General features: G+C 58.7%; 24 protein-coding genes. 6 read left to right on the forward strand and 18 right to left on the reverse strand.

The window, feature by feature from the left end; translation table 11 throughout:
* Nucleotides 1-13: 13 nt before the first annotated feature.
* From rplC to F0M18_RS18695, 4 genes are all read right to left on the reverse strand, one after another.
* Nucleotides 14-649 (reverse strand): 50S ribosomal protein L3, encoded by a 636-nt coding sequence (gene rplC, locus F0M18_RS18680; protein ID WP_149612976.1) that lies wholly within the window; start codon nucleotides 647-649, stop codon nucleotides 14-16.
* Nucleotides 650-767: 118 nt separating this feature from the next.
* A complete protein-coding gene (gene rpsJ, locus F0M18_RS18685; RefSeq protein ID WP_066055391.1) occupies nucleotides 768-1079 on the reverse strand; it encodes a 30S ribosomal protein S10 in 312 nt (103 codons plus the stop codon).
* A 339-nt stretch (nucleotides 1080-1418) separates the two neighbouring features.
* On the reverse strand, nucleotides 1419-1736 hold the full coding sequence (locus F0M18_RS18690) for a TraR/DksA family transcriptional regulator (RefSeq protein ID WP_149612977.1): 318 nt from the start codon (nucleotides 1734-1736) through the stop codon (nucleotides 1419-1421).
* 2 nt (nucleotides 1737-1738) lie between these two features.
* Nucleotides 1739-1978: a YdcH family protein gene (locus F0M18_RS18695; protein WP_149612978.1), complete on the reverse strand. Its 240-nt coding sequence runs from the start codon at nucleotides 1976-1978 to the stop codon at nucleotides 1739-1741.
* Between the two features lie 165 nt (nucleotides 1979-2143).
* On the opposite strand from F0M18_RS18695, the gene F0M18_RS18700 reads away from it, so the two are divergent.
* Nucleotides 2144-2542, forward strand: a complete 399-nt coding sequence (locus F0M18_RS18700) for an NINE protein (RefSeq protein WP_149612979.1) — start codon at nucleotides 2144-2146, stop codon at nucleotides 2540-2542.
* Nucleotides 2543-2573: 31 nt separating this feature from the next.
* Here the strand turns inward: F0M18_RS18700 and F0M18_RS18705 are convergent, their stop codons facing one another.
* Complete coding sequence (locus tag F0M18_RS18705; protein ID WP_149612980.1) at nucleotides 2574-4151, reverse strand: peptide chain release factor 3; 1578 nt, start codon at nucleotides 4149-4151, stop codon at nucleotides 2574-2576.
* Nucleotides 4152-4262: 111 nt separating this feature from the next.
* On the opposite strand from F0M18_RS18705, the gene F0M18_RS18710 reads away from it, so the two are divergent.
* Both F0M18_RS18710 and F0M18_RS18715 read left to right on the forward strand, forming a co-directional pair.
* Complete coding sequence (locus tag F0M18_RS18710; protein ID WP_188109813.1) at nucleotides 4263-5543, forward strand: ATP-binding protein; 1281 nt, start codon at nucleotides 4263-4265, stop codon at nucleotides 5541-5543.
* Nucleotides 5540-6079 carry a response regulator transcription factor gene (locus F0M18_RS18715; RefSeq protein ID WP_149612982.1) on the forward strand — a complete coding sequence of 180 codons (540 nt, stop codon included), beginning with the start codon at nucleotides 5540-5542 and terminating at the stop codon, nucleotides 6077-6079. The genes F0M18_RS18710 and F0M18_RS18715 overlap by 4 nt, the downstream gene beginning before the upstream one ends.
* A 15-nt stretch (nucleotides 6080-6094) precedes the next feature.
* Here F0M18_RS18715 and lipB read toward each other — a convergent pair whose 3' ends face one another.
* From lipB to F0M18_RS18775, 12 genes are all read right to left on the reverse strand, one after another.
* Nucleotides 6095-6661: a lipoyl(octanoyl) transferase LipB gene (gene lipB / locus F0M18_RS18720; protein WP_394349416.1), complete on the reverse strand. Its 567-nt coding sequence runs from the start codon at nucleotides 6659-6661 to the stop codon at nucleotides 6095-6097.
* A 56-nt stretch (nucleotides 6662-6717) separates the two neighbouring features.
* Complete coding sequence (locus F0M18_RS18725; RefSeq protein WP_149612983.1) at nucleotides 6718-6987, reverse strand: YbeD family protein; 270 nt, start codon at nucleotides 6985-6987, stop codon at nucleotides 6718-6720.
* A gap of 15 nt (nucleotides 6988-7002) precedes the next feature.
* On the reverse strand, nucleotides 7003-8163 hold the full coding sequence (locus F0M18_RS18730; RefSeq protein WP_149612984.1) for a D-alanyl-D-alanine carboxypeptidase family protein: 1161 nt from the start codon (nucleotides 8161-8163) through the stop codon (nucleotides 7003-7005).
* A gap of 103 nt (nucleotides 8164-8266) precedes the next feature.
* Nucleotides 8267-9079: a septal ring lytic transglycosylase RlpA family protein gene (locus F0M18_RS18735; protein ID WP_149612985.1), complete on the reverse strand. Its 813-nt coding sequence runs from the start codon at nucleotides 9077-9079 to the stop codon at nucleotides 8267-8269.
* A complete protein-coding gene (mltB, locus tag F0M18_RS18740; RefSeq protein ID WP_149612986.1) occupies nucleotides 9076-10074 on the reverse strand; it encodes a lytic murein transglycosylase B in 999 nt (332 codons plus the stop codon). The genes F0M18_RS18735 and mltB overlap by 4 nt, the downstream gene beginning before the upstream one ends.
* Before the next feature lie 69 nt (nucleotides 10075-10143).
* On the reverse strand, nucleotides 10144-11286 hold the full coding sequence (gene rodA / locus F0M18_RS18745; protein ID WP_149612987.1) for a rod shape-determining protein RodA: 1143 nt from the start codon (nucleotides 11284-11286) through the stop codon (nucleotides 10144-10146).
* Nucleotides 11286-13142, reverse strand: coding sequence for a penicillin-binding protein 2 (gene mrdA, locus F0M18_RS18750; RefSeq protein ID WP_149612988.1), 1857 nt, complete (start codon nucleotides 13140-13142; stop codon nucleotides 11286-11288). Before mrdA ends, rodA begins: the two co-directional genes overlap by 1 nt.
* A gap of 36 nt (nucleotides 13143-13178) precedes the next feature.
* On the reverse strand, nucleotides 13179-13649 hold the full coding sequence (gene rlmH, locus F0M18_RS18755; protein ID WP_149612989.1) for a 23S rRNA (pseudouridine(1915)-N(3))-methyltransferase RlmH: 471 nt from the start codon (nucleotides 13647-13649) through the stop codon (nucleotides 13179-13181).
* Complete coding sequence (gene rsfS / locus F0M18_RS18760) at nucleotides 13649-13990, reverse strand: ribosome silencing factor (protein ID WP_149612990.1); 342 nt, start codon at nucleotides 13988-13990, stop codon at nucleotides 13649-13651. The genes rlmH and rsfS overlap by 1 nt, the downstream gene beginning before the upstream one ends.
* 36 nt (nucleotides 13991-14026) lie before the next feature.
* Nucleotides 14027-14674 (reverse strand): nicotinate-nucleotide adenylyltransferase, encoded by a 648-nt coding sequence (gene nadD / locus F0M18_RS18765; RefSeq protein WP_149612991.1) that lies wholly within the window; start codon nucleotides 14672-14674, stop codon nucleotides 14027-14029.
* Nucleotides 14671-15927 carry a glutamate-5-semialdehyde dehydrogenase gene (locus F0M18_RS18770; RefSeq protein WP_149612992.1) on the reverse strand — a complete coding sequence of 419 codons (1257 nt, stop codon included), beginning with the start codon at nucleotides 15925-15927 and terminating at the stop codon, nucleotides 14671-14673. Before F0M18_RS18770 ends, nadD begins: the two co-directional genes overlap by 4 nt.
* A gap of 230 nt (nucleotides 15928-16157) precedes the next feature.
* Nucleotides 16158-16760, reverse strand: coding sequence for a peroxiredoxin (locus F0M18_RS18775; RefSeq protein ID WP_149612993.1), 603 nt, complete (start codon nucleotides 16758-16760; stop codon nucleotides 16158-16160).
* Nucleotides 16761-17007: 247 nt separating this feature from the next.
* On the opposite strand from F0M18_RS18775, the gene F0M18_RS18780 reads away from it, so the two are divergent.
* The gene (locus F0M18_RS18780; RefSeq protein ID WP_149612994.1) at nucleotides 17008-17214 is read left to right on the forward strand and encodes a bacterioferritin-associated ferredoxin; all 207 of its coding nucleotides are present in this window, start codon (nucleotides 17008-17010) and stop codon (nucleotides 17212-17214) included.
* Nucleotides 17215-17335: 121 nt separating this feature from the next.
* Nucleotides 17336-17821: a bacterioferritin gene (bfr, locus tag F0M18_RS18785; protein ID WP_149612995.1), complete on the forward strand. Its 486-nt coding sequence runs from the start codon at nucleotides 17336-17338 to the stop codon at nucleotides 17819-17821.
* A gap of 263 nt (nucleotides 17822-18084) precedes the next feature.
* Here bfr and grxD read toward each other — a convergent pair whose 3' ends face one another.
* Complete coding sequence (grxD, locus tag F0M18_RS18790; RefSeq protein ID WP_149612996.1) at nucleotides 18085-18414, reverse strand: Grx4 family monothiol glutaredoxin; 330 nt, start codon at nucleotides 18412-18414, stop codon at nucleotides 18085-18087.
* Between the two features lie 189 nt (nucleotides 18415-18603).
* Here grxD and F0M18_RS18795 point away from each other — a divergent pair, with 189 nt between their 5' ends.
* Nucleotides 18604-19767: an aspartate aminotransferase family protein gene (locus tag F0M18_RS18795; protein ID WP_223178012.1), complete on the forward strand. Its 1164-nt coding sequence runs from the start codon at nucleotides 18604-18606 to the stop codon at nucleotides 19765-19767.
* Nucleotides 19768-19771: the final 4 nt, after the last annotated feature.

Here is a 19771-nt window from a genome sequence, read left to right on the forward strand (position 1 = left end):
AGACCCCCTAACCTTATGCCTTGATGGTAGGACGTACGACAACGTCACCACCGGGAGCACCGGGAACGGCACCCTTGATGAGCAGCAAATTGCGCTCAGCATCAACACGAACGATTTCCAGACCCTGGGTAGTCACCTGCTCGGCACCCATATGACCCGCCATCTTCTTGCCCTTGAACACACGACCAGGTGTTTGACACTGGCCGATAGAGCCCGGGGCTCGGTGCGAGATGGAGTTGCCGTGCGTGGCATCCTGCATGGAGAAGTTCCAGCGTTTAACACCACCCTGGAAACCTTTACCCTTGGACTTGCCAGTGACATCAACAACCTGCCCTGCCTCGAAACGCTCGACAGTCAGCTCAGCGCCGACTTCGGGGGCTTCTTCCGCCTCATCAAGCCGGAATTCCAACAGACCGCTACCCGCTTCGACACCCGCCTTGGCGAAGTGTCCCGCTTCAGATTTACTCACTTTTGAGGCCTTGCGGTTACCCGCGGTGACCTGAATTGCTCGATAACCATCGGTCTCGAGCTCTTTGATTTGAGTAACGCGGTTTGGAGAAACCTCCACTACGGTTACTGGAATGGATGCGCCGTCTTCGGTAAAAACACGAGTCATACCGGACTTACGGCCGACTAAGCCAATAGCCATTTTGCTAACCTCTCAGTGTACGGGGCTCTATACCCTCTATGGCCGCCGAAACACCCCAGTGTTCCGGCATTACACACCCGGGGCACTCACCCCGAGCAGGTCTTGCTACGAATTGTCGTTAACCAAGACTAATCTGTACTTCTACACCTGCTGCCAGGTCCAGTTTCATCAGTGCGTCTACAGTCTTCTCTGTAGGCTCCACGATGTCCAACAGACGCTTGTGCGTACGAATTTCGTACTGGTCACGTGCGTCCTTATTAACGTGCGGGGATACCAGCACGGTGTACTTTTCCTTCCGGGTCGGAAGGGGGATCGGGCCCTTGACCTGGGCGCCAGTACGGCGCGCAGTTTCCACAATCTCCTGAGTCGACGTGTCGATCAGCTTGTGGTCAAAAGCCTTGAGGCGTATACGAATACGTTGATTCTGCACCTGACCTAACTCCAATCAAATAAAAAACCAGGGATCCGCACAGGAACCCCCCGAAAAAAGGAACGCGAATTCTAGTGATCTGCCTACTGCCTGTCAAGGCTCTTGAGGAGGCTTTTTGAGCTACGCCTAACGTTGCCCACACCCTGCCGCGAATGGGGCGCGACTATACGCACACCGACCGGCCTTCGCCAGCGAAAATTCGACCGACAAGGCAAATTCACAATAAATCAGTGGGGCGGGTCAGGCGCTGGCGCATCTATGGCCGAATACAACCCGGAATCGGGGGGGAGAAATAAAATCCGGGCGGGAGGAAACACCCGCCCAAAAGGCCCAGCCGGGCTAAGCGTCAGCGCAATTCACGCAAAGTGCCGCCTCGGGGATGGCCTTGAGCCGACCTTCACCTATCTCGCCACCGCATTTTTCGCACTCGCCGTAGGTACCTTCGGCGATCTTGTCGAGCGCAACCTGAATGTCATGCAGGGATTGGCGGGTCTCATTGCCGATGGCATCTACCACCTCATCGTTTTCCCGCTCCTGGGCCTGCTCAGCAGAATCACCAGAGTGCCCCTGGGTTACATCCCGCTTGATACTGGCCAGGCGGCTGTGCATCAGAGAGCGCCGCTCCTCCAGTTCCTTTTTCAGTTCTTCAAACGCCATGATCAGGCCGCTGTCAGCATGCGATAAAGTTCATCTTTCAAGTGTACACGCCGCAATTTGGCTTCTTCTTCCGTACGCGTTGACACGGGCGTCACTTCATCTTCCATCTTTTCTATGGTGCGAGTGAGCTCGTGGTACTCATCGAACAGGCGGCGAAAGTGCGCGTTGTTCATCTTCATCTCATGAATCTGGTCATTGAGCTCGGGGAAATCGTGGTGCAAATCGTGATGTTCTACGGACATTATCCTTCCTTATAGGGTTAACAATCTTATGTGCAAAGCCTAACCGCTTGTCGCTGCCGGGCCTTGATCCAGATCAGTATAGCGAGTTCCGCCGGGCGGAAACCAGACTTGTAATCCGTCTCCGGCGACCTGACTATAGCAGGACGTAATGCGCGGAGAGACGAAATGGCACGGACAGAGAGCACGCACTCTGTACTGATGGGTTACCTGTTGTGGATATTCGGCTTCATCGGTGCACACCGCTTTTACTATGGCAGGCAGATATCCGGCGTCATCTGGTTTTTCACCCTCGGCCTGTTCTTTATCGGCTGGATTATCGACCTGCTGTTGATTCCGGGAATGTCCAGACAGGCGGACCGCCGCTTTATCCCGGGACCCAAGGATTATGACCTGACCTGGATTCTGCTCACGTTCCTGGGCTGGCTGGGAATCCACCGGCTATATATGGGGAAGTGGGTGACAGGTATCATTTACATGCTCAGCGCCGGGCTACTGGGCCTGGGCATTCTCTGGGACTTTCTGACCCTGAATGAACAGTTATCCGATGTGAATGCGGACTACTAGATCCTGCCTGCGCTGACCGGACTGTTCCCGGTCAGTGCTCCCTGGTGGCCCGGAAATTCAGCTCCGGCCAGCGCTCTTCCATCAGCGCCAGATTCACCCTGGTCGGCGCCAGATAAGTCAGATGCCCGCCGCCGTCAACCGACAGGTGCTCCGCTGCTTTTTTACGAAACTCCTCCAGTTTGCGCGGGTCCTCGCAATCGATCCAGCGCGCGGTGTATACGTTTACCGGTTCGTACAGCGCCTCTACCTTGTATTCATCCTTCAGGCGGTAGGCGACCACATCGAACTGCAATTGACCTACAGCGCCCACAATGAGTTCCGAGGAGGTAATGGGGGCAAAAACCTGTGTCGAGCCCTCCTCTGAAAGCTGCTGCAAGCCCTTCTGCAATTGCTTTGATTTCATGGGATCGGCCAGGCGGATACGCCGGAACAGTTCTGGCGCGAAGTGCGGGATGCCGGTGAACTGCAGGCTTTCCCCCTCGGTGAAGGTATCACCAATCTGGATCGTGCCATGGTTGTGCAGGCCGATGATATCGCCAGAGACCGCCGCATCCACCAGCACTCGCTCTCCCGCCTTGAAAGTCACCGCATCGGCTATCTTGACGTCCTTGCCAAGACGCACATGCTGCATTTTCATGCCTTTACTGTAGCGGCCCGAGCAGATGCGCATGAAAGCAATGCGATCCCGATGACGGGGATCCATATTCGCCTGGATCTTGAAGACAAAACCGGACATTACAGCCTCATTCGCCGCCACCACGCGCGTGGTGGTTTCCCGGTCCAAAGGCGCTGGCGCCCACTTTACAAAGTCGTCCAGCATCTCCCTGACACCGAAGTTGCCCAGGGCCGTACCGAAAAACACCGGGCTCAGCTTGCCCGCCAGGAATTGCTCGAGGTCAAACTCATGGCTGGCACCGCGCACCAGTTCTACTTCCTCGACAAATGCATCATATTCCTCGCCCAGCAACGCTCGTGCCTCGGGTGAATCCAGACCTTCAATGCGAATATCGTCAGGCAGGACAGAGCCCTTTCCTGGCTGGTAGCAGTGAATCGTATCGGAGTACAGGTTGTACACGCCCTTGAAAAATGACCCCATACCAATAGGCCAATTGATCGGGGCGCCCTGTATATCCAACACTGACTCAATTTCATCAAGCAATTCAATGGGATCGCGAATATCCCGGTCCATCTTGTTCACGAAGCTGAAGATAGGTGTGTCACGCAAACGGCAGACATTCATCAGCTTGATGGTGCGATCCTCGACACCCTTGGCGCCATCAATCACCATCAGAGCCGAATCAACCGCCGTCAGGGTGCGATAGGTGTCCTCGGAGAAGTCCTCGTGGCCGGGGGTATCCAACAGGTTTACCGTGCGTTCCCGATAGGGAAACTGCATCACCGAAGAGGTCACCGAGATACCGCGCTCCTGCTCCATGCTCATCCAGTCGGAAGTGGCATGCGGCCCCTTCTTCCCCTTTACGCTGCCCGCCACCTGGATAGCACTGCCCAGTAGCAGCAGCTTTTCGGTAATTGTGGTCTTGCCCGCGTCAGGGTGCGATATAATCGCGAACGTACGACGGGAAGCGATGGCGTTGCCGAGGTCAGACATGGGTGTTTCCGCTGGAAAAGCGCGGATTATACGCACATCACGGATATCCCGAAACGGCACTGCGACAACTTGTCCCTGCCACTGCTGCAGGCTTGCACTTATACTACGCGGGTGACCGACTCAAGCCTGCAAGCCCCTGCGCACTCTCCCACACTGGAAAACCTGCGCAGCCTGCTTATTATTCGCAGCATCGCCCTGCTGGGCCAACTGTGCGTCCTCTGCTACGTGTTAATGGTGAGCAGGACCACCGAGGACCTGCTGGGGATGACAGCAGGCCTTTCCCTGCTGGCCCTGCTGACAGTTGCCAGCTTCTGGCGCTGCAGCAAGCCGTGGCCGGTGTCGGACGCTGAGTTCCTGGCGCAATTACTGATGGACGTGCTGATCTGGACGGTACTCATGTACTTCACCGGCGGCGCCAACAACCCCTTCATCTCCTACTACATCGTGCCACTGGTGATCGCCGCAGCAGTGCTGCCCTGGCGCCACACCTGGCTGGTAGCGGTCTCCTCGCTGCTGGCATACAGCCTTCTGCTGTATTTCTTTCGTCCATTTCCCCTGTTCACGCCACATGCGCATGTGGGGCATGGCAACAGCAACGTCCACGTACTCGGGATGTGGTTCAATTTTCTCTTCAGTGCAGGGCTGATAACCTACTTCGTTGTGCGCATGGCCAGCCAGTTGCGCCTGCAGGAGGCCCGCTCGGTAGCGCAGCGAGAACAGCGACTGCGCACGGATCAGATCATGGCGGTAGCGAGCCTGGCAGCAGGCACAGCCCACGAACTGGGAACGCCACTGGCGACCATGACCGTGCTGCTGGATGAAATGCTGGCCAGCGAAGAGTTGGACACACAGACCAGGCAGGATTGCGAGCTCCTGAAACAGCAGTTACAGCAGTGCAAGAGCACGCTGCAGGACCTCGCCCACACAGCCGAACTCAACACCGCGGGAGAGAGTGAGGTTGGTGAACTGGGTTATTTCGTTACCACTACGGTAGCGCGATGGGCCGTTCGCCGCCCCGGGATAAGCTACAGGATTGAGCAGGCAGACGCGGCATCCGGTGCCATGATCGAGTATGACTCCACGCTGGGGCAGGCATTTGAAAACCTGTTGAACAATGCCGTGGATGCCGGCTCGGCAGCGGTGGAAATCACCAGCGACCGCGTCGGCAACGAGGCCGTGATACAGGTTCGCGACTGGGGTAGCGGTATCTCCCCCGAGTTGCTCGAAGATATCGGCAAGCCCATAATCCGCGCAAGTCGCTCCGGCCTGGGTATCGGCCTGTTGCTGAGTCACGCCACAGTGGAGCGCTATGGTGGGCGTGTTGAGTTACGCAACGCACCGGACCAGGGTGCTATCGCGACGCTCTATCTGCCGCTGAGAGAAACAACATGAACAGCCCCCACCTAACCATTGTGCTAGTGGACGACGACCGCACCTTTACCGCCGTGATGCAACGCGGGCTGGAGCGCCGTGGATTCGAGGCCCACTGCTGCGATAACGGGGCGGATGCCATCGAACTTTGCGCCCGCCTGCAGCCCAGTCACATATTGCTGGACCTGAATATGCCTGAAGTCTCTGGCCTGGTGGTGTTGCCGGAACTACTGCGCGTGGCACCGACGGCAAGACTGGTCATTCTTACGGGATATTCCAGCATCGCGACAGCGGTAGAAGCCACCAAGGCCGGGGCCACCAACTACCTGTGCAAACCCGCGACCATTGACGAGGTACTCGCAGCATTTGGCGATGATCCCGGCACTGAGGAGGTTGAGATCCCGGCCGAGCCTATCTCGGTTGAGCGCCTCGAGTGGGAGTATATACAGCGCGTACTGAACGACAATGAGGGCAATATTTCCGCCACAGCCAGAGCGCTTGGCATGCACAGGCGCACTTTACAGCGAAAGCTGCAGAAGCGGCCGGTACGGCGCTAAACGGCTTCTTGACCGTTAACGCGGAGCCTGTTCGAGCGCCTCGGCAAGGACCGCAAGCAGCCGCGATCCCACCTGATCCATATCCAGGCCCGGTTGCGAGAGCACGCGGGCCATCGATGTTACCCGGAGTCCACTGTAACCACAGGGATTGATCCGACCAAAGGGCTCCAGATCCATATCCACGTTGAGCGCCAGACCATGGTAGGAACATCCCTTCCTGACGCGCAACCCCAGTGACGCGATCTTGTCGCCACTAACGTACACGCCCGGCGCCTCGGGATCCGCCGCAGCTTCAATGCCGTATTCTCCCAGCAGCCTCACCAGGCACTGTTCAATCAATGTGACCAGCGCACGCACGCCAAGGCCGCGCCGCTTCAGGTCAATCAGCAAATACACCACCCATTGCCCGGGGCCGTGATAGGTCACCTGGCCACCACGGTCGACCTGGATGACAGGAATGTCACCGGGAGCCAGCACGTGCTCGGCCTTGCCGGCCTGACCCTGGGTGAACACCCGCGGGTGTTGCAGCAACCACAGTTCGTCCGGCGTATCGGCGTCCCGGGTGTCGGTGAACAACCGCATGTCCGCAAGCACAGGCTCGTACTCAGCCAGGCCGAGCGAACGTGAGCGCAGTGTCACTAGATCACCATCTGTACGTGGCCGGTCGCCATCAAATCCTGGTGCAGGGCCTGCAATTGGTCCTTGCCGGTTGCGGTTATGGTGACGGTCATGGCGGTAAACGTGCCCTTGGCGCTGTCGCGCACGGTAATGCCCTGCTCATCAAAACCCGGGGCATGGCGCTCAAACACCTCCAGCACAATCACCCGGAATTGCTCGCTACTACGGCCCAGCACCTTGATAGGGTACTCACAGGGAAATTCGATCTTCGGCGGGTCCTGATCAGTCATGACATGCGCACTCGGTCACACGGCAAAGAGGCTGGCGATCCACATCAGCACCATATCCCACAGCCGGGCAAAGAATCCGCCGGGCTCCACCGCCTCGAGGGCCACGACAGGGCCACGATAAACAGTCTCTCCATCCAGGGTCATGGTAACCGTGCCCAATTGATCACCGACGGCAACGGGGGCTTCGATATTGCTGTTGACCTCGACATTGGTGGCCAGATGCTTTTTCTTGCCGCGCGGCAAGGTCAACACCGTCTCCTCGAGGATGCCAACCGGCACATAGTCCACCTGCCCTTTCCAGATACGCGGCTTATCCAGTTCCTGGGCCGCATCGAACAGCGTGCTGGTCTCGAAGAAGCGGAAACCGTAGTTGAGCAGGCTCCGGGTCTGGTTCTTGCGAGCGCTCTTGGAACTGGACCCCATCACAACAGAAATCAGGCGCATCCCGCGACGCTCCGCTGAGGCCACCAGGCAGTACCCCGCCTCCTCGGTATGCCCGGTCTTGAGACCATCGACGGTCGGGTCCTCAGCAAGCAGGGTATTACGGTTGTACTGGCGGATATCGTTGAATGTGAATTCCCGCTCCTTGTATATCGCATACTGCTCCGGGTGGTCATTGATCATGGCTTTGGCAAGGGTTGCCAGGTCACGGGCGGTGGTAATGTGGTCGGGATCGGGCAGCCCATGCGAATTGACGTAGTAGGTGTCCACCATGCCCAGCCTCTCTGCCTGGGTATTCATCATCTCGGCGAACACCGCCTCGCTTCCGGCCAGGTGTTCCGCGACCGCTACCGTGGCATCGTTGCCAGAGGAAATGATGATCCCCCGTTGCAGGTCGGCAATGGAAACTTCCTTACCCGGCTCAATCCACATCAGCGAGGAGCCGACAAAAATGGGATTCTGTGACCAGGCATTTTCACTAACGGTGACCATATCCGTTTCCTGGACCCTGCCTTCATGTATTTCGGTCGCAAGAATGTAACTGGTCATCATCTTGGTAAGACTGGCGGGCGGCAAAGGCATATCGGCATTGTGCTCTGCCAGGACGGCACCGCTGTCGGCGTCTACCAGGAGATAGGCCTTGGCAGCAATCTGTGGCGGAGATGGCACGATCGAAGCCGCCCGGACGCCGGAAGCGGCGAGTGCCAGAAGCAGGACCAGGGTAATTCGAATCATAGGATACAGACCATAAGCTAATTGCCGGAGAAGACGGAAATGGTAACGCATGCGCACACCAACCGGAAGTTTGCCGGCGCTTAAACAGGAAATAGAAAGGGCGTCAGGGTAGCGGCTGCCCGGGTGGGTAGCCACCGTCGTGCAATTGCTGTTTAACCAGTTCCAGCTCCTCGGTGTCGGCCATTGGCCCCACCCTCACCCGATAGAGCAAGCGCCCCTGTGCATCGACCTCATTCACGAAGACAGGCACCTGCAGGAAGCCCTGAAGGTCAGCCTGCAGGCTCTCTGCGGCGCTGGCCCTGGAAAATGCCCCCAGTTGCAGATACCGGTAATGCGTTCCGGGGGCACTGCGGCGGTCATCCACTCCGGCAATATTCAGCACTGCGACCTCCACAGGCGCAGTCCCGTTTTCCATAAACCCGAGTTTGACGGCGGCCGCATAGGACAGGTCAATCAGGCGATCAGAGTGGAACGGGCCGCGATCATTGACGCGCACTACCACGCTGCGGCCGTTGTCGAGGTTAGTAACCCGGGCGTAACAGGGGATGGGCAGAGTCTTGTGAGCTGCCGATGCGGCGTATAAATCGAATATCTCGCCGTTTGACGTCTCGTGGCCATGAAACTTGCTGCCATACCAGGAAGCCAACCCCTGCTCCTTGTAGTTGCGATAGTCCTCAAGGATCTCATACGTGACACCATTGACGGTGTAGGGGCTCTTGTTACCAGCGAGCAGGATCGGGTCCGCCCGGGGCACCGCATCCGCCACGTCGGCAGCGCTGATGGATTGCAACGGTGCCGCGTCCTGCTGCTGGGAATAGCGCGTTGCCTGATATTCGTCTCCGGACTTCGGCGCCGGCGCTCCGCAGCCCAGCAGCACCAGGGCCAGGCCGGCCGCAAGTAATGCCAGCCTGATCACGCCTCAGGCACCCCCTCAGCAATGCGCTTGCTGAGCTGGTATACGCTCATTGCGTACATAGCGCTGTGGTTGTAGCGCGTGATGACGTAGAAGTTGTGCAGGCCAAGCCAGTACTCCAACCCATCCGCGAGTTCGAATTCAATGCCGATAGCCTCTGCGTTCGCATCCGCGTCGCCTGCCGGCACCAGGCCTGCGGCTGCGAATTCACCCACAGTGAATCGCGGCTGCAACTTACGCCCTCTGCTGAACATCTCCTCAGGCACATCACCCTCGACCCGCGCCGGCAGCACCACCTGTTCACCCGGGCGCCATCCATGTGCTGCAAAATAGTTGGCAACACTGCCTATCGCGTCGGTCGGGTTGTTCCAGATATCGGCCAAGTCATCGCCGTCGAAATCAACAGCGTAGCTGCGATAGCTGCTGGGCATGAATTGCCCGTAACCCATCGCTCCCGCATAGGAGCCTTTGAGTTCGAGCGGGTCCACTTTCTGGTCTCGCGTCAGGATCAGGTAGTGCTTTAGTTCGCTGGTAAAGAACTCCGAACGCCGCGGATAGTCAAAGGCGAGAGTCGACAGCGCGTCAATGACACGGTAGCTGCCGGCGATGCGCCCGTAATAGGTTTCCACACCAATAATGGCGACAATCATTTCCGCTGGCACGCCCCACTTACTCTCTGCACGCGACAGCGCCGCCCGGTGCTGCTGGTAAAACTCAACGCCCTGTTGCGCACGCTTGTCGTTGACAAAAATTTCCCGGTACTCGTACCAGGGCTTGGTTTTTTCAGCCGGACGGTCCATGGCCTCGATAATGGAATCCTGTCGACTGGCGGACTCGAAGATCGCCCGCAGGGCCTGTGGGTCAAAGCCCTCTTCTGCGACCAGCTGGTCGATAACGACACCAGCCGCCGGGTTGTCAGCGTAGTTGTTCTCCCCGGCACAGGACAGTGTGGGCCAGAGGCAGCAGGCCAGCAGGCCAGTTCTAAGAAATCGGGTCATATGAGGTATCTCTCATTCAATTACCGGAGGCCATCGGTAGAGCCATCAACAGAGCGATAGGCACAGCCATTACTGGCCTACCATGCGCTTCTCCGTGCTGACAGCCATCAGCAAGCCGAACCCGGCCATCAGCGTCACCACAGAGGTACCACCGGCGCTCACCAGCGGCAGCGGCACGCCAACGACGGGCAGAAGCCCGGCCACCATGCCCATGTTAACAAAGATATAGACGAAAAATGTCAGTGTCAGGCTACCCGCCATCATTCTCCCGAAACTGGTCTGCGCCTGGACGCCTATCCAGAAACCGCGCAATAGAATGAGGGCATACAGCGTCATCAGCAACAGTACGCCACGCAGGCCAAACTCTTCGGCCAACACGGCGATTATAAAATCGGTGTGACTCTCGGGCAGGAAATCCAGCTGCGACTGGGTGCCACTGAGCCAGCCTTTACCCTCCCAGCCCCCGGAGCCAATTGCCGTCTTGGACTGGATGATATTCCACCCGGCTCCAAGCTTGTCGCTCTCCGGATTAAGCATGGTGAGAATGCGCTGCTTCTGGTACTCCTTGAGAACGAACATCCAGGCAGGCCAGGCCGACGCGATTGCCAGCACCAGTGCACCGATGATGTAACGCCAGCCGATGCCCGCCATAAACAGCACAAACAGGCCACTGGCCGCGATCAGCAAGGAGGTGCCCAGGTCCGGCTGCTGCAGGATCAAGCCCGCCGGCACCGCCACCAGCGCGAGACCGGCCATGACATGCCTGAACGACGGCGGCAGAATCCGGTCCGACAGGTACCAGGCCACCGCCATTGGCACCACCAGTTTCATAATCTCTGATGGTTGGAAACGAAACCCGCCGATCTCCAGCCAACGTTGCGCGCCCTTGGCGCCGACCCCGAAAAACATCACCGCCAGCAGCGTTCCCACTCCCCCGAGATACAGCCACGGCGACCAGCGCGTATAACGCTGCAAGCTGATCTGCGCGCCCAGGATCATGATCACATAGGCCACGGCAAAATACCGTCCCTGGCGCACCACCGCTGCCATACTCTGGCCCGATGCACTGTACAACACGAACAGACCATACACTGTGAGCGCCAGCAGCAGTAACAGCAGTGGCACGTCGATGTGCATACGCGCGGCGGTGCTAGGTGGTTTTGCCAGGTCCGCGCTGCTCTGGTGAGGCATCTGGCGAACGTAATCGCCCATCAGGCCGGGTCCTCGAATTCGCTGCTACCGAATATCCAGGTGTCGATCACGTGCCTGGCTATTGGCGAGGCGGCAGAGCTGCCGCCGCCGTTCTCCACGATGATGGCCACGGCGATTGTCGGCGCATCAGCCGGCGCAAAGGCGATAAACAAGCCGTGGTGACGATGGCGCTCGTCCACTTCGTCTTCCTTGTAGACCGCGTTCTGGGCAATACCGATCACCTGGGCAGTACCCGTCTTGCCCGCCATCTGGTAGCGAATTCCCTTGGCAAGGTACTTGGCAGTGCCCCGTTTGCCGTGCACCACCTCGAGCATACCGTCATAGACTGCCTGCCAGTTCGCGGCGCTGGCAGCTATCGGTTCCAGCTCCGGGGCCGACACGGGTTCACCATCCATGGCCATCAACAGCCGTGGAACGCGCCGCAGCCCCTTGCTCGCCATGACACTGGTCGCCATCGCGAGCTGCATGGGCGTGGTGAGCATGTAACCCTGGCCAATGCTGGCACTGATCGTCTCGCCGGGATACCAGGTCTGCCCCAGGGCATCGCGCTTCCACTGCGTGGAAGGCAACACACCCCGGCGCTCGTTGGTGGTATCCACTCCGGTGCGCGCACCGAGTCCGTAGGGGGACAGGTAGTCATGCATGCGGTCGATAGTCAGGCGCCGACCGAGGTCGTAAAAATAGGTATCGCAGGATTCGGCAATCGCCATATTCAGGTCGACTTCCGGAGCATGTCCGGTGCCACGTATGCGCAGAATCCAGTCTCGATAGCGATGCGAATCACCGGGCAAGCGGTAATAGCCGGGGTCCGGCACCGTACTTTCCGGCGTCACCAGCCCTGATTCCAGCCCAGCCATGCCCATGAAGGGCTTGATCGTCGAGCCGGGCGGATACTGGCCCTGTATTGCCCGGTTGAACAGTGGCACATCCGGCGAATCGCGCAGCGCACTGTAGTCGGCGGTACTGATGCCATTCACAAACAGGTTGGTATCAAAACCCGGCGTTGACACCAGGGCCAACACGCCACCGGTGGCAGGATCAATGGCTACCACCGCACCCCGTCGGTCGCCCAGGGCCTCGTATGCCGCGCGTTGGATATTGATATCCAGGTGCAGCGTCAGGTCGGATCCCGGCCTGGGCGCGTACTTCTCAAGCACGCGCAAGACACGTCCGTGGGCATTGGTTTCAACGTTCTGGTAACCCACATCACCATGCAGCACATCCTCGTAGTACTTCTCTACGCCCACCTTGCCTACGTGGAAGGTCCCCCGGTAGTCGGTCTCATCGAGCTCAAAGGCTTCGCGTTCATTGATGCGGCCGACGTAGCCGAGGGCATGGGAAAACAACTCGCCGTGGGGGTAATGGCGCAGCAGTTGCGCTTCTACAACGACACCCGGCAGCCGGTAGCGATTCACGGCCAGCAGCGCCCGCTCCTCTTCATTGAGGCGGAAATGCAGCGGCACCGGTTCATAGGGCCGCCGCCGGGGCAATCGCTCGTGGAATTTCTCGACATCGCTATCTGTAATCGGCACCAGACGGCGCAACTCTTCCAGCGTGGCCTCGAGATCAGGCACCCGCTCCTTGATCACTGACAGGGTAAAGCTGGGGCGATTGTCAGCCAGCAGCACGCCATTGCGGTCGAAGATAAGGCCGCGCTTGGGAGGCAGTGGCTGCAGTTTGACACGATTGCTTTCCGACTGGGTGCGATAGATCTCGTATTCGGTGATTTGCAGGCTGTAATACCGCCCCAGGATGACGCCAAGCAGGGCGAGAACAAGCAGTATCGCGGTGACGGTTCGAGCACTGTATATCCGGGCCTCCCGGTGGGGATCCTTCAGTGCGATGTACTTGGGCATGGAACCGCTTGGCCTGATAGCTTTCTAGGGAATCGTCTATTCGCGATGATACGGGTGATTGACGGTAATTGTCCAAGCCCTGTAGAGCTGCTCCGACAATAAAATTCGCACCAGCGGGTGCGGCAGGGTCAGTGCGGACAGTGACCAGCGTCGCTCGGCGCGCTGCAGACAGGCGTCTGACAACCCGTCCGGGCCACCGATAAGCAGGCTGTAGTTGTCTCCGGACATCTGCCACTGCCTGAGCGACTCCGCCAGTTGCTCAGTTGACAGTGACTTGCCGCGCACATCCAGTGCGATAACCCTGTCACCATCGGGGATGGTCTTGAGGATCTGCTCTCCCTCCTGCTCGCGGTATTGCGCGGGTCGCGTGTTCTTGCCGCGCGCTGCCAGTGGCAGTGTCTTCCAGTCTACCTTGAGCTCTCGCGGCATGCGCCGGTGGTACTCCTGCACGCCCTCATCGACCCAGGCAGGCATCTTCGTGCCCACCGTGACAATACTGATTCGCATCAGTCGCCGCGCGATCCGGGTGGCTCTGACCAGAGACGCTCAAGATCATAAAAATCGCGCGTGGCCGGAAGCATCACGTGCACCACCACGTCACCGAAGTCCACCAGGACCCACTCGCCGGCGTCCTCACCTTCAACGCCCAGCGCGCGCTGGCCCTGCTTTTTTGCCTCCAGGCATACGTTGTCGGCCAGTGATTTAACATGTCGATTGGAGGTGCCACTGGCAATCACCAGGTAGTCCATGACATCCGTCAGCCCGGTCACATCCAGCGTGACCGTGTTGACCGCTTTCAGGTCGTCCAGGGCCTCGACCACCAGTTCCTTGAGTTGTTCAGCCTGCATTACTGTGTTGGCAAAGCATCATCCAGCCATTCCTCTCTAACGATAAAGTTGCTGTTGTTCAATATAGTCCAATACCCGGTCCGGCAGCAGGTAGCGAGCAGACCTGCCTGCCTGTAACAGGTGGCGAATCTCAGTAGCGGAGATGGCCAGCGGCCTTAACTCCTCAACCAGGATAGTTCCGTGGCGCTGCCTGCGGATCCAGGAGCGATCAGACCTGCGATTCTCGGCGAGCCAGTCCGCGACCAGGCCAGCGTCCGGCAACTGCCATCCGGGGCGCGCGAGCAATACGATATGCGCCACCGACAGCAACTCTTCCCATCGATGCCAGGTGTCGATTTTCCTTACGGCATCGCAGCCCATTACCAGGCACAGGCTGTGTCGGTCGCCCAGCTCTGCGCGCAGTGCCTCGAGGCTGTCGATGGTGTAGGAAGGACCGCTGCGGTGCAGTTCGCGGTCATCGCAATGCAGGCCAGGCTCATCGGCAACGGCAAGTTCAACCATCGCCGCTCGATCATGGGCAGGGCAATCAGGCGCCGCCCGATGCGGCGGTATGGCGCAGGGCATCAGCCTCAGGTGATCCAGCTGCAGGCACTCCACCAGTTCCAGCGCCGAACGCAAGTGCCCGTAATGCACAGGGTTGAAGGTGCCGCCGAGCACACCTACAGGGGCGAACTGGTCACTCAACTGCGCACCTGCCCCTCGCCCAGGACCACATACTTCTGTGAGGTCAGCCCCTCAAGACCCACCGGGCCGCGTGCGTGCAGCTTATCCGTGGAGATACCTATTTCGGCGCCCAATCCGTACTCGAAGCCATCGGCGAAGCGCGTCGAGGCATTTACCATTACCGAGCTGGAATCCACCTCCCGCAGGAAACGCATCGCGCGGGCGTGATCCCGCGTCACGATGGTCTCGGTGTGCCGGGAACTATGGGCCTCGATGTGATCCATTGCCGCCTGCAGGCTGTCGACGACCCGCACCGCCAACACAGGGCCGAGATACTCCTCCTCCCAATCTGCCTCGGTAGCCGCTATCGCCGCCGGCAGCAGGGCGCAGGTCCGCTCACAGCCGCGCAGTTCAACTCCTGCGCTGAGGTATTCGTCAGCCAGTCGCGGCAACACACTGCCAGCTATCGATGCATGGACCAGCAGCGTTTCCATGGTGTTGCAGGTGCCATATCGCTGGGTCTTGGCGTTGACAGCGATGGCCACGGCCATGTCCTCATCAGCATCCTCGTCAATGAACACATGGCAGTTGCCGTCGAGGTGCTTGATGACAGGCACCCTGGCTTCAGCACTGATCCGTTCTATAAGCCCCTTGCCACCGCGGGGCACGATGACGTCCACATACTCGGGCATGCTGATCAGCCGTCCTACCGCAGCCCGGTCGCGGGTCTCTATGACCTGCACCGCGGCTTCCGGCAGTCCCGCCTGCTGCAGGCCCAGGGTGAGACAGCGGGCTATGGCCATATTGGACTCCAGTGCCTCACTACCTCCGCGCAAAATGGTGGCATTGCCGGACTTCAGACACAGGCTTGCCGCCTCGACCGTTACATTCGGTCGCGATTCGTAGATGATACCGATGACCCCCAGGGGTACGCGCATTTTCCCCACCTTGATACCGCTGGGCATAGCGTTCATGTCACTGATACTGCCCACCGGATCGGGCAGGGTCGCGACCTGGGTGAGCCCCTCCAGCATGGAATCCACCCGCGCCGGTGTCAGCTCCAGCCGATCCATCAGCGCCGGATCAAGACCATTGGCGGCACCGCGCTCCATGTCCGCGGCGTTGGCAGCGGCCAGCGCAGGCCTTGCAGCATCCAGTGCATCCCGGGCTGCCAGCAGTGCCGTATTACGCGCGTTGGTTGCGGAGGCCGCCACATGGCGCGAGGCCGCACGTGCGGCGCGACCCACATCCGTCATGTACTGATCTAAATCCATTGGTACGGTTCTGTCTGGCAAATAAACGGCCGGGAATTATACATCAAGCGAGGGGCAATGCTCGCGCTGGGCCCACCACCCTGGGGGATGTGCGTTACCCGGCGTTAGCAAGAGCCAATTGACGCCACCAGCAGACTACCCGCAGTTGACTGGCGACGGGGCCATCCTGAGCTGTGAAGCAGAAAAAAGCGGGCCGAAGCCCGCTTTCGTCGTGTTGCTTGAGTGTCTAATTACAGACCTTCAGCGTTTTCGGACAGGTAGGCAGCTACACCGTCAGGTGATGCGTCCATGCCCTTGTCGCCCTTGTTCCAACCCGCCGGGCATACTTCACCGTGCTCTTCGTGGAATTGCAGCGCTTCAACAAGGCGAATCAGTTCGTCAATGTTACGGCCCAGCGGCAGGTCGTTTACGAGTTGTGAACGCACCATGCCTTCCTTGTCGATCAGGAACGCACCCCGGAAGGCGACGCCACCCTGCTCTTCCACATCGTAGGAGCGACAGATGTCGTGATTCACGTCAGCGGCCATGGTATAGCTCACAGCGCCAATACCACCGTCCTTCACATCGGTGTTCCGCCACGCGTTGTGCGTGAACTGAGAGTCTATCGATACCGCCACGACTTCCACACCCAGCTCACGGAACTTGTCCATGCGGTGATCCAGTGCAATAAGCTCTGATGGGCAGACAAACGTGAAGTCCAGCGGGTAGAAAAACACCAAGCCGTACTTGCCGGCCATCGCCTCTGAACGCTTGTAGGAATCAACGATTTCACCATTGCCCAGTACGGCCGCCACGTCAAAATCCGGGGCAGGCTTACCAACTAATACGCCCATGTGCTGTTACTCCTTATTGAATACATTAAGTTTCAGTTGTTGCGGCGTCCTTAACGACGCCAGTCGGACATGATACACAGGCAGCGTGAGCGCTCCAATTTGTCTGTGCGAATTGGGGGGATAGTTTTGATCTATCAGCGGGACCGGGTCGGCGCGTGGGCGGAAACCCGTCCCGGGCAATATGTTATTGACAATCATTATCATTACGATTACTTTAAGCACTTCAGCAACCAACACAGTTCGAACCATGTACGTTTGCCTCTGTAAAGGAATTACCGACACCCAGATTCGCGACGCCGTGCAGGAGGGAGCGCGCTCGATGCGCGACGTGCATGCCTCACTCGGGGTCGCCAGCCAGTGCGGCAAGTGCGGAATCACCGCGAGAGACATTGTGCGCGAGTCCCTGTCATGCAATGCAGAAGCGGAGCAGCAGCTGTTCTACGCCGCCACCTGAGCGAATTCCCGGGCCATCACCTGCGCCTGCATCACCTGTTGATCCGCAGCGCGGGGCAAATCTTTGACAGCCGCCCCGGTGCGGTCCATGCTACGGTCGACTGCTGCCAAGGAGAGTACACATGAAGGGCGACCCTAAAGTTATCGAGCACCTGAATATCGTATTGGGCAACGAACTGGTCGCCATCAACCAGTATTTCCTGCATGCCCGTATGTACAAGGACTGGGGCCTGCGCGAGCTTGGCGAGCACGAATATCACGAATCCATCGATGAAATGAAGCACGCGGACACGCTGATTGAGCGTATCCTTTTCCTGGAGGGCTTACCCAACCTGCAGGACCTGGGCAAATTGCTGATCGGCGAGAACACGCGTGAAATGCTCGAATGCGACCTGAAACTGGAGCACAAGGCCCATGCGGACCTGAGAGAGGCAATTGAGTACTGCGAAAAGGCAGGTGACTATGTCTCGCGGGACATTTTCAAGGAGATTATGGCCGCGGAAGAAGAGCACATAGACTGGCTGGAAACACAGCTCGGACTGATAGAAAAAGTGGGTCTGCAGAACTACCTGCAGACCGCTATGCATACCGTCAAGCCGGAGGACTAGGGCCTGTTCACACTAACTGAGTTGGCCCTGTTGTGACAGAAAAAGCGCCAGTCGAGGCGTGAGGAGAGAAGTTTGGTTGCTCCAAATGAACGACGAATAACGAAGAATGGCGCTTTTTCTGCCACAACCCATAGGGCTGCCGCTGGTTTCGCAACCTGCGGCGTTAGAAATTGCTTATGTGGCGCCACCACACCGCGCAATTCCTGCCTTGCAGGCCACGAAACCAGTGGCAGCAGGGCTAACTCAGTTAGTGTGAACAGGCCCTAATCCGCCGCATTGCTGGCGGCCGCCTCCTTGATAAGGGTCTGCAACTCTCCGGATTCAAACATCTCGGTCACGATATCGCAGCCGCCAATCAATTCACCATCCACCCAGAGCTGCGGGAACGTGGGCCAGTTCGCATACTTGGGCAGGTTCGCCCGGATCTCGGGGTTGGAAAGTATGTCCACGTAGGCAAAGCGCTCCCCGCACTGCATCAGTGCCTGCACCGTGCGAGCAGAAAAGCCACACTGCGGTTGGTTGGGAGACCCCTTCATATAAAGAAGGATAGTGTTGTTCTCAATCTGTTCTTTGATGGTGTTAATAATATCCATGATAAACCTGCGTCTTGTTACTTACCGCGGCCCGGAGCCACGCATCTGAAAGCCGCGCATTCTACCCTATTCTGACTGCAAAATACCCACGGCGTTCGCAGGTGATTTACAAGCGGGCCATCGGCGTCTATAGTGCTCTGCTTCGAGGCAGCCGCAGCTGCCTTTTTGCGTTTATATGGAGGACGAAAAATGTCGGCGCTGATGCCAACGTATTCCAGATTACCGGTCAGCTTTGATTACGGGGAAGGCGTGTACCTCTTCGACAAAGAGGGACGACGCTACCTGGATGGTATCGCTGGCATCGCCGTCAATGGCCTTGGGCACGCCCATCCCGGCGTTGCCGCAGCACTGACAGAACAGGCAGACAAACTGCTGCACACCTCCAACCTTTACGGCGTTGAGCTACAGGAAGCGCTGGCCGAGCGACTGTGTGAAGTCACCGATATGGAGCGCTGCTTTTTCAGCAACTCCGGCGCCGAGGCCAATGAGGCAGCGATCAAGCTCGCACGCCTGTTCGGGCATGACCGGGCCGTGGAAAAGCCGGCTATCGTGGTACTGGAAGGCGCATTTCACGGCCGCACCCTGGCGACCCTGAGTGCCACTGGCAATCGTAAAATCCAGGCTGGTTTCGAGCCGCTGGTCAGTGGCTTTGTGCGCGCGCCCCGCAATGACATCGAGGCCATTCGGCAGATAGCCGCCAACAATCCTGACGTGGTGGCCTTTATGGCCGAGCCGATCCAGGGTGAGGGCGGCATTTACGAACTGGATCCCGAATACCTGCTGGCCGTGCGCGAACTCTGTGATGAACACGACTGGCTGATGATGCTCGATGAAGTTCAGACGGGTAACGGCCGCACCGGCACCTGGTTCGCCTACCAGGACATGGGCTTTACGCCCGACGTCGTCACCACAGCAAAGGGGCTGGGCAACGGTGTCCCTATCGGTGCCTGCCTGGCACGCGGCAAGGCGGCGAGCGTGTTCGGACCGGGCCAGCATGGCTCTACCTACGGCGGCAATCCACTGGTCTGCGCGGTGGCCCTGACGGTGGTAGATACCATACTGGGCTCCGGCCTGCTCGACAATGCGGTGCGCATGGGAGCACTGATAAGAGAACACATCGAGTCGGCAACGGCCTCCTCTGGCAAGCTCAGGAGCGTCCGCGGAAAGGGCCTGATGCTCGGTTTCGAGGTCAACCGTGAGTGCCCGGAACTGGTGGCGAAGGCACTGGAACAGGGCCTGTTGATCAACGTGACCAACGGCAACACCGTACGCCTGCTGCCGCCGCTGATCATCAATGAGACCGAGGCCAATGAGCTGGCCGAGGGCGTGGCCAAACTCATACTGGGCCTTTAGCCCC

Source organism: Pseudohalioglobus sediminis (assembly GCF_008370495.1).
Taxonomy (GTDB): Bacteria; Pseudomonadota; Gammaproteobacteria; order Pseudomonadales; family Halieaceae; genus Halioglobus.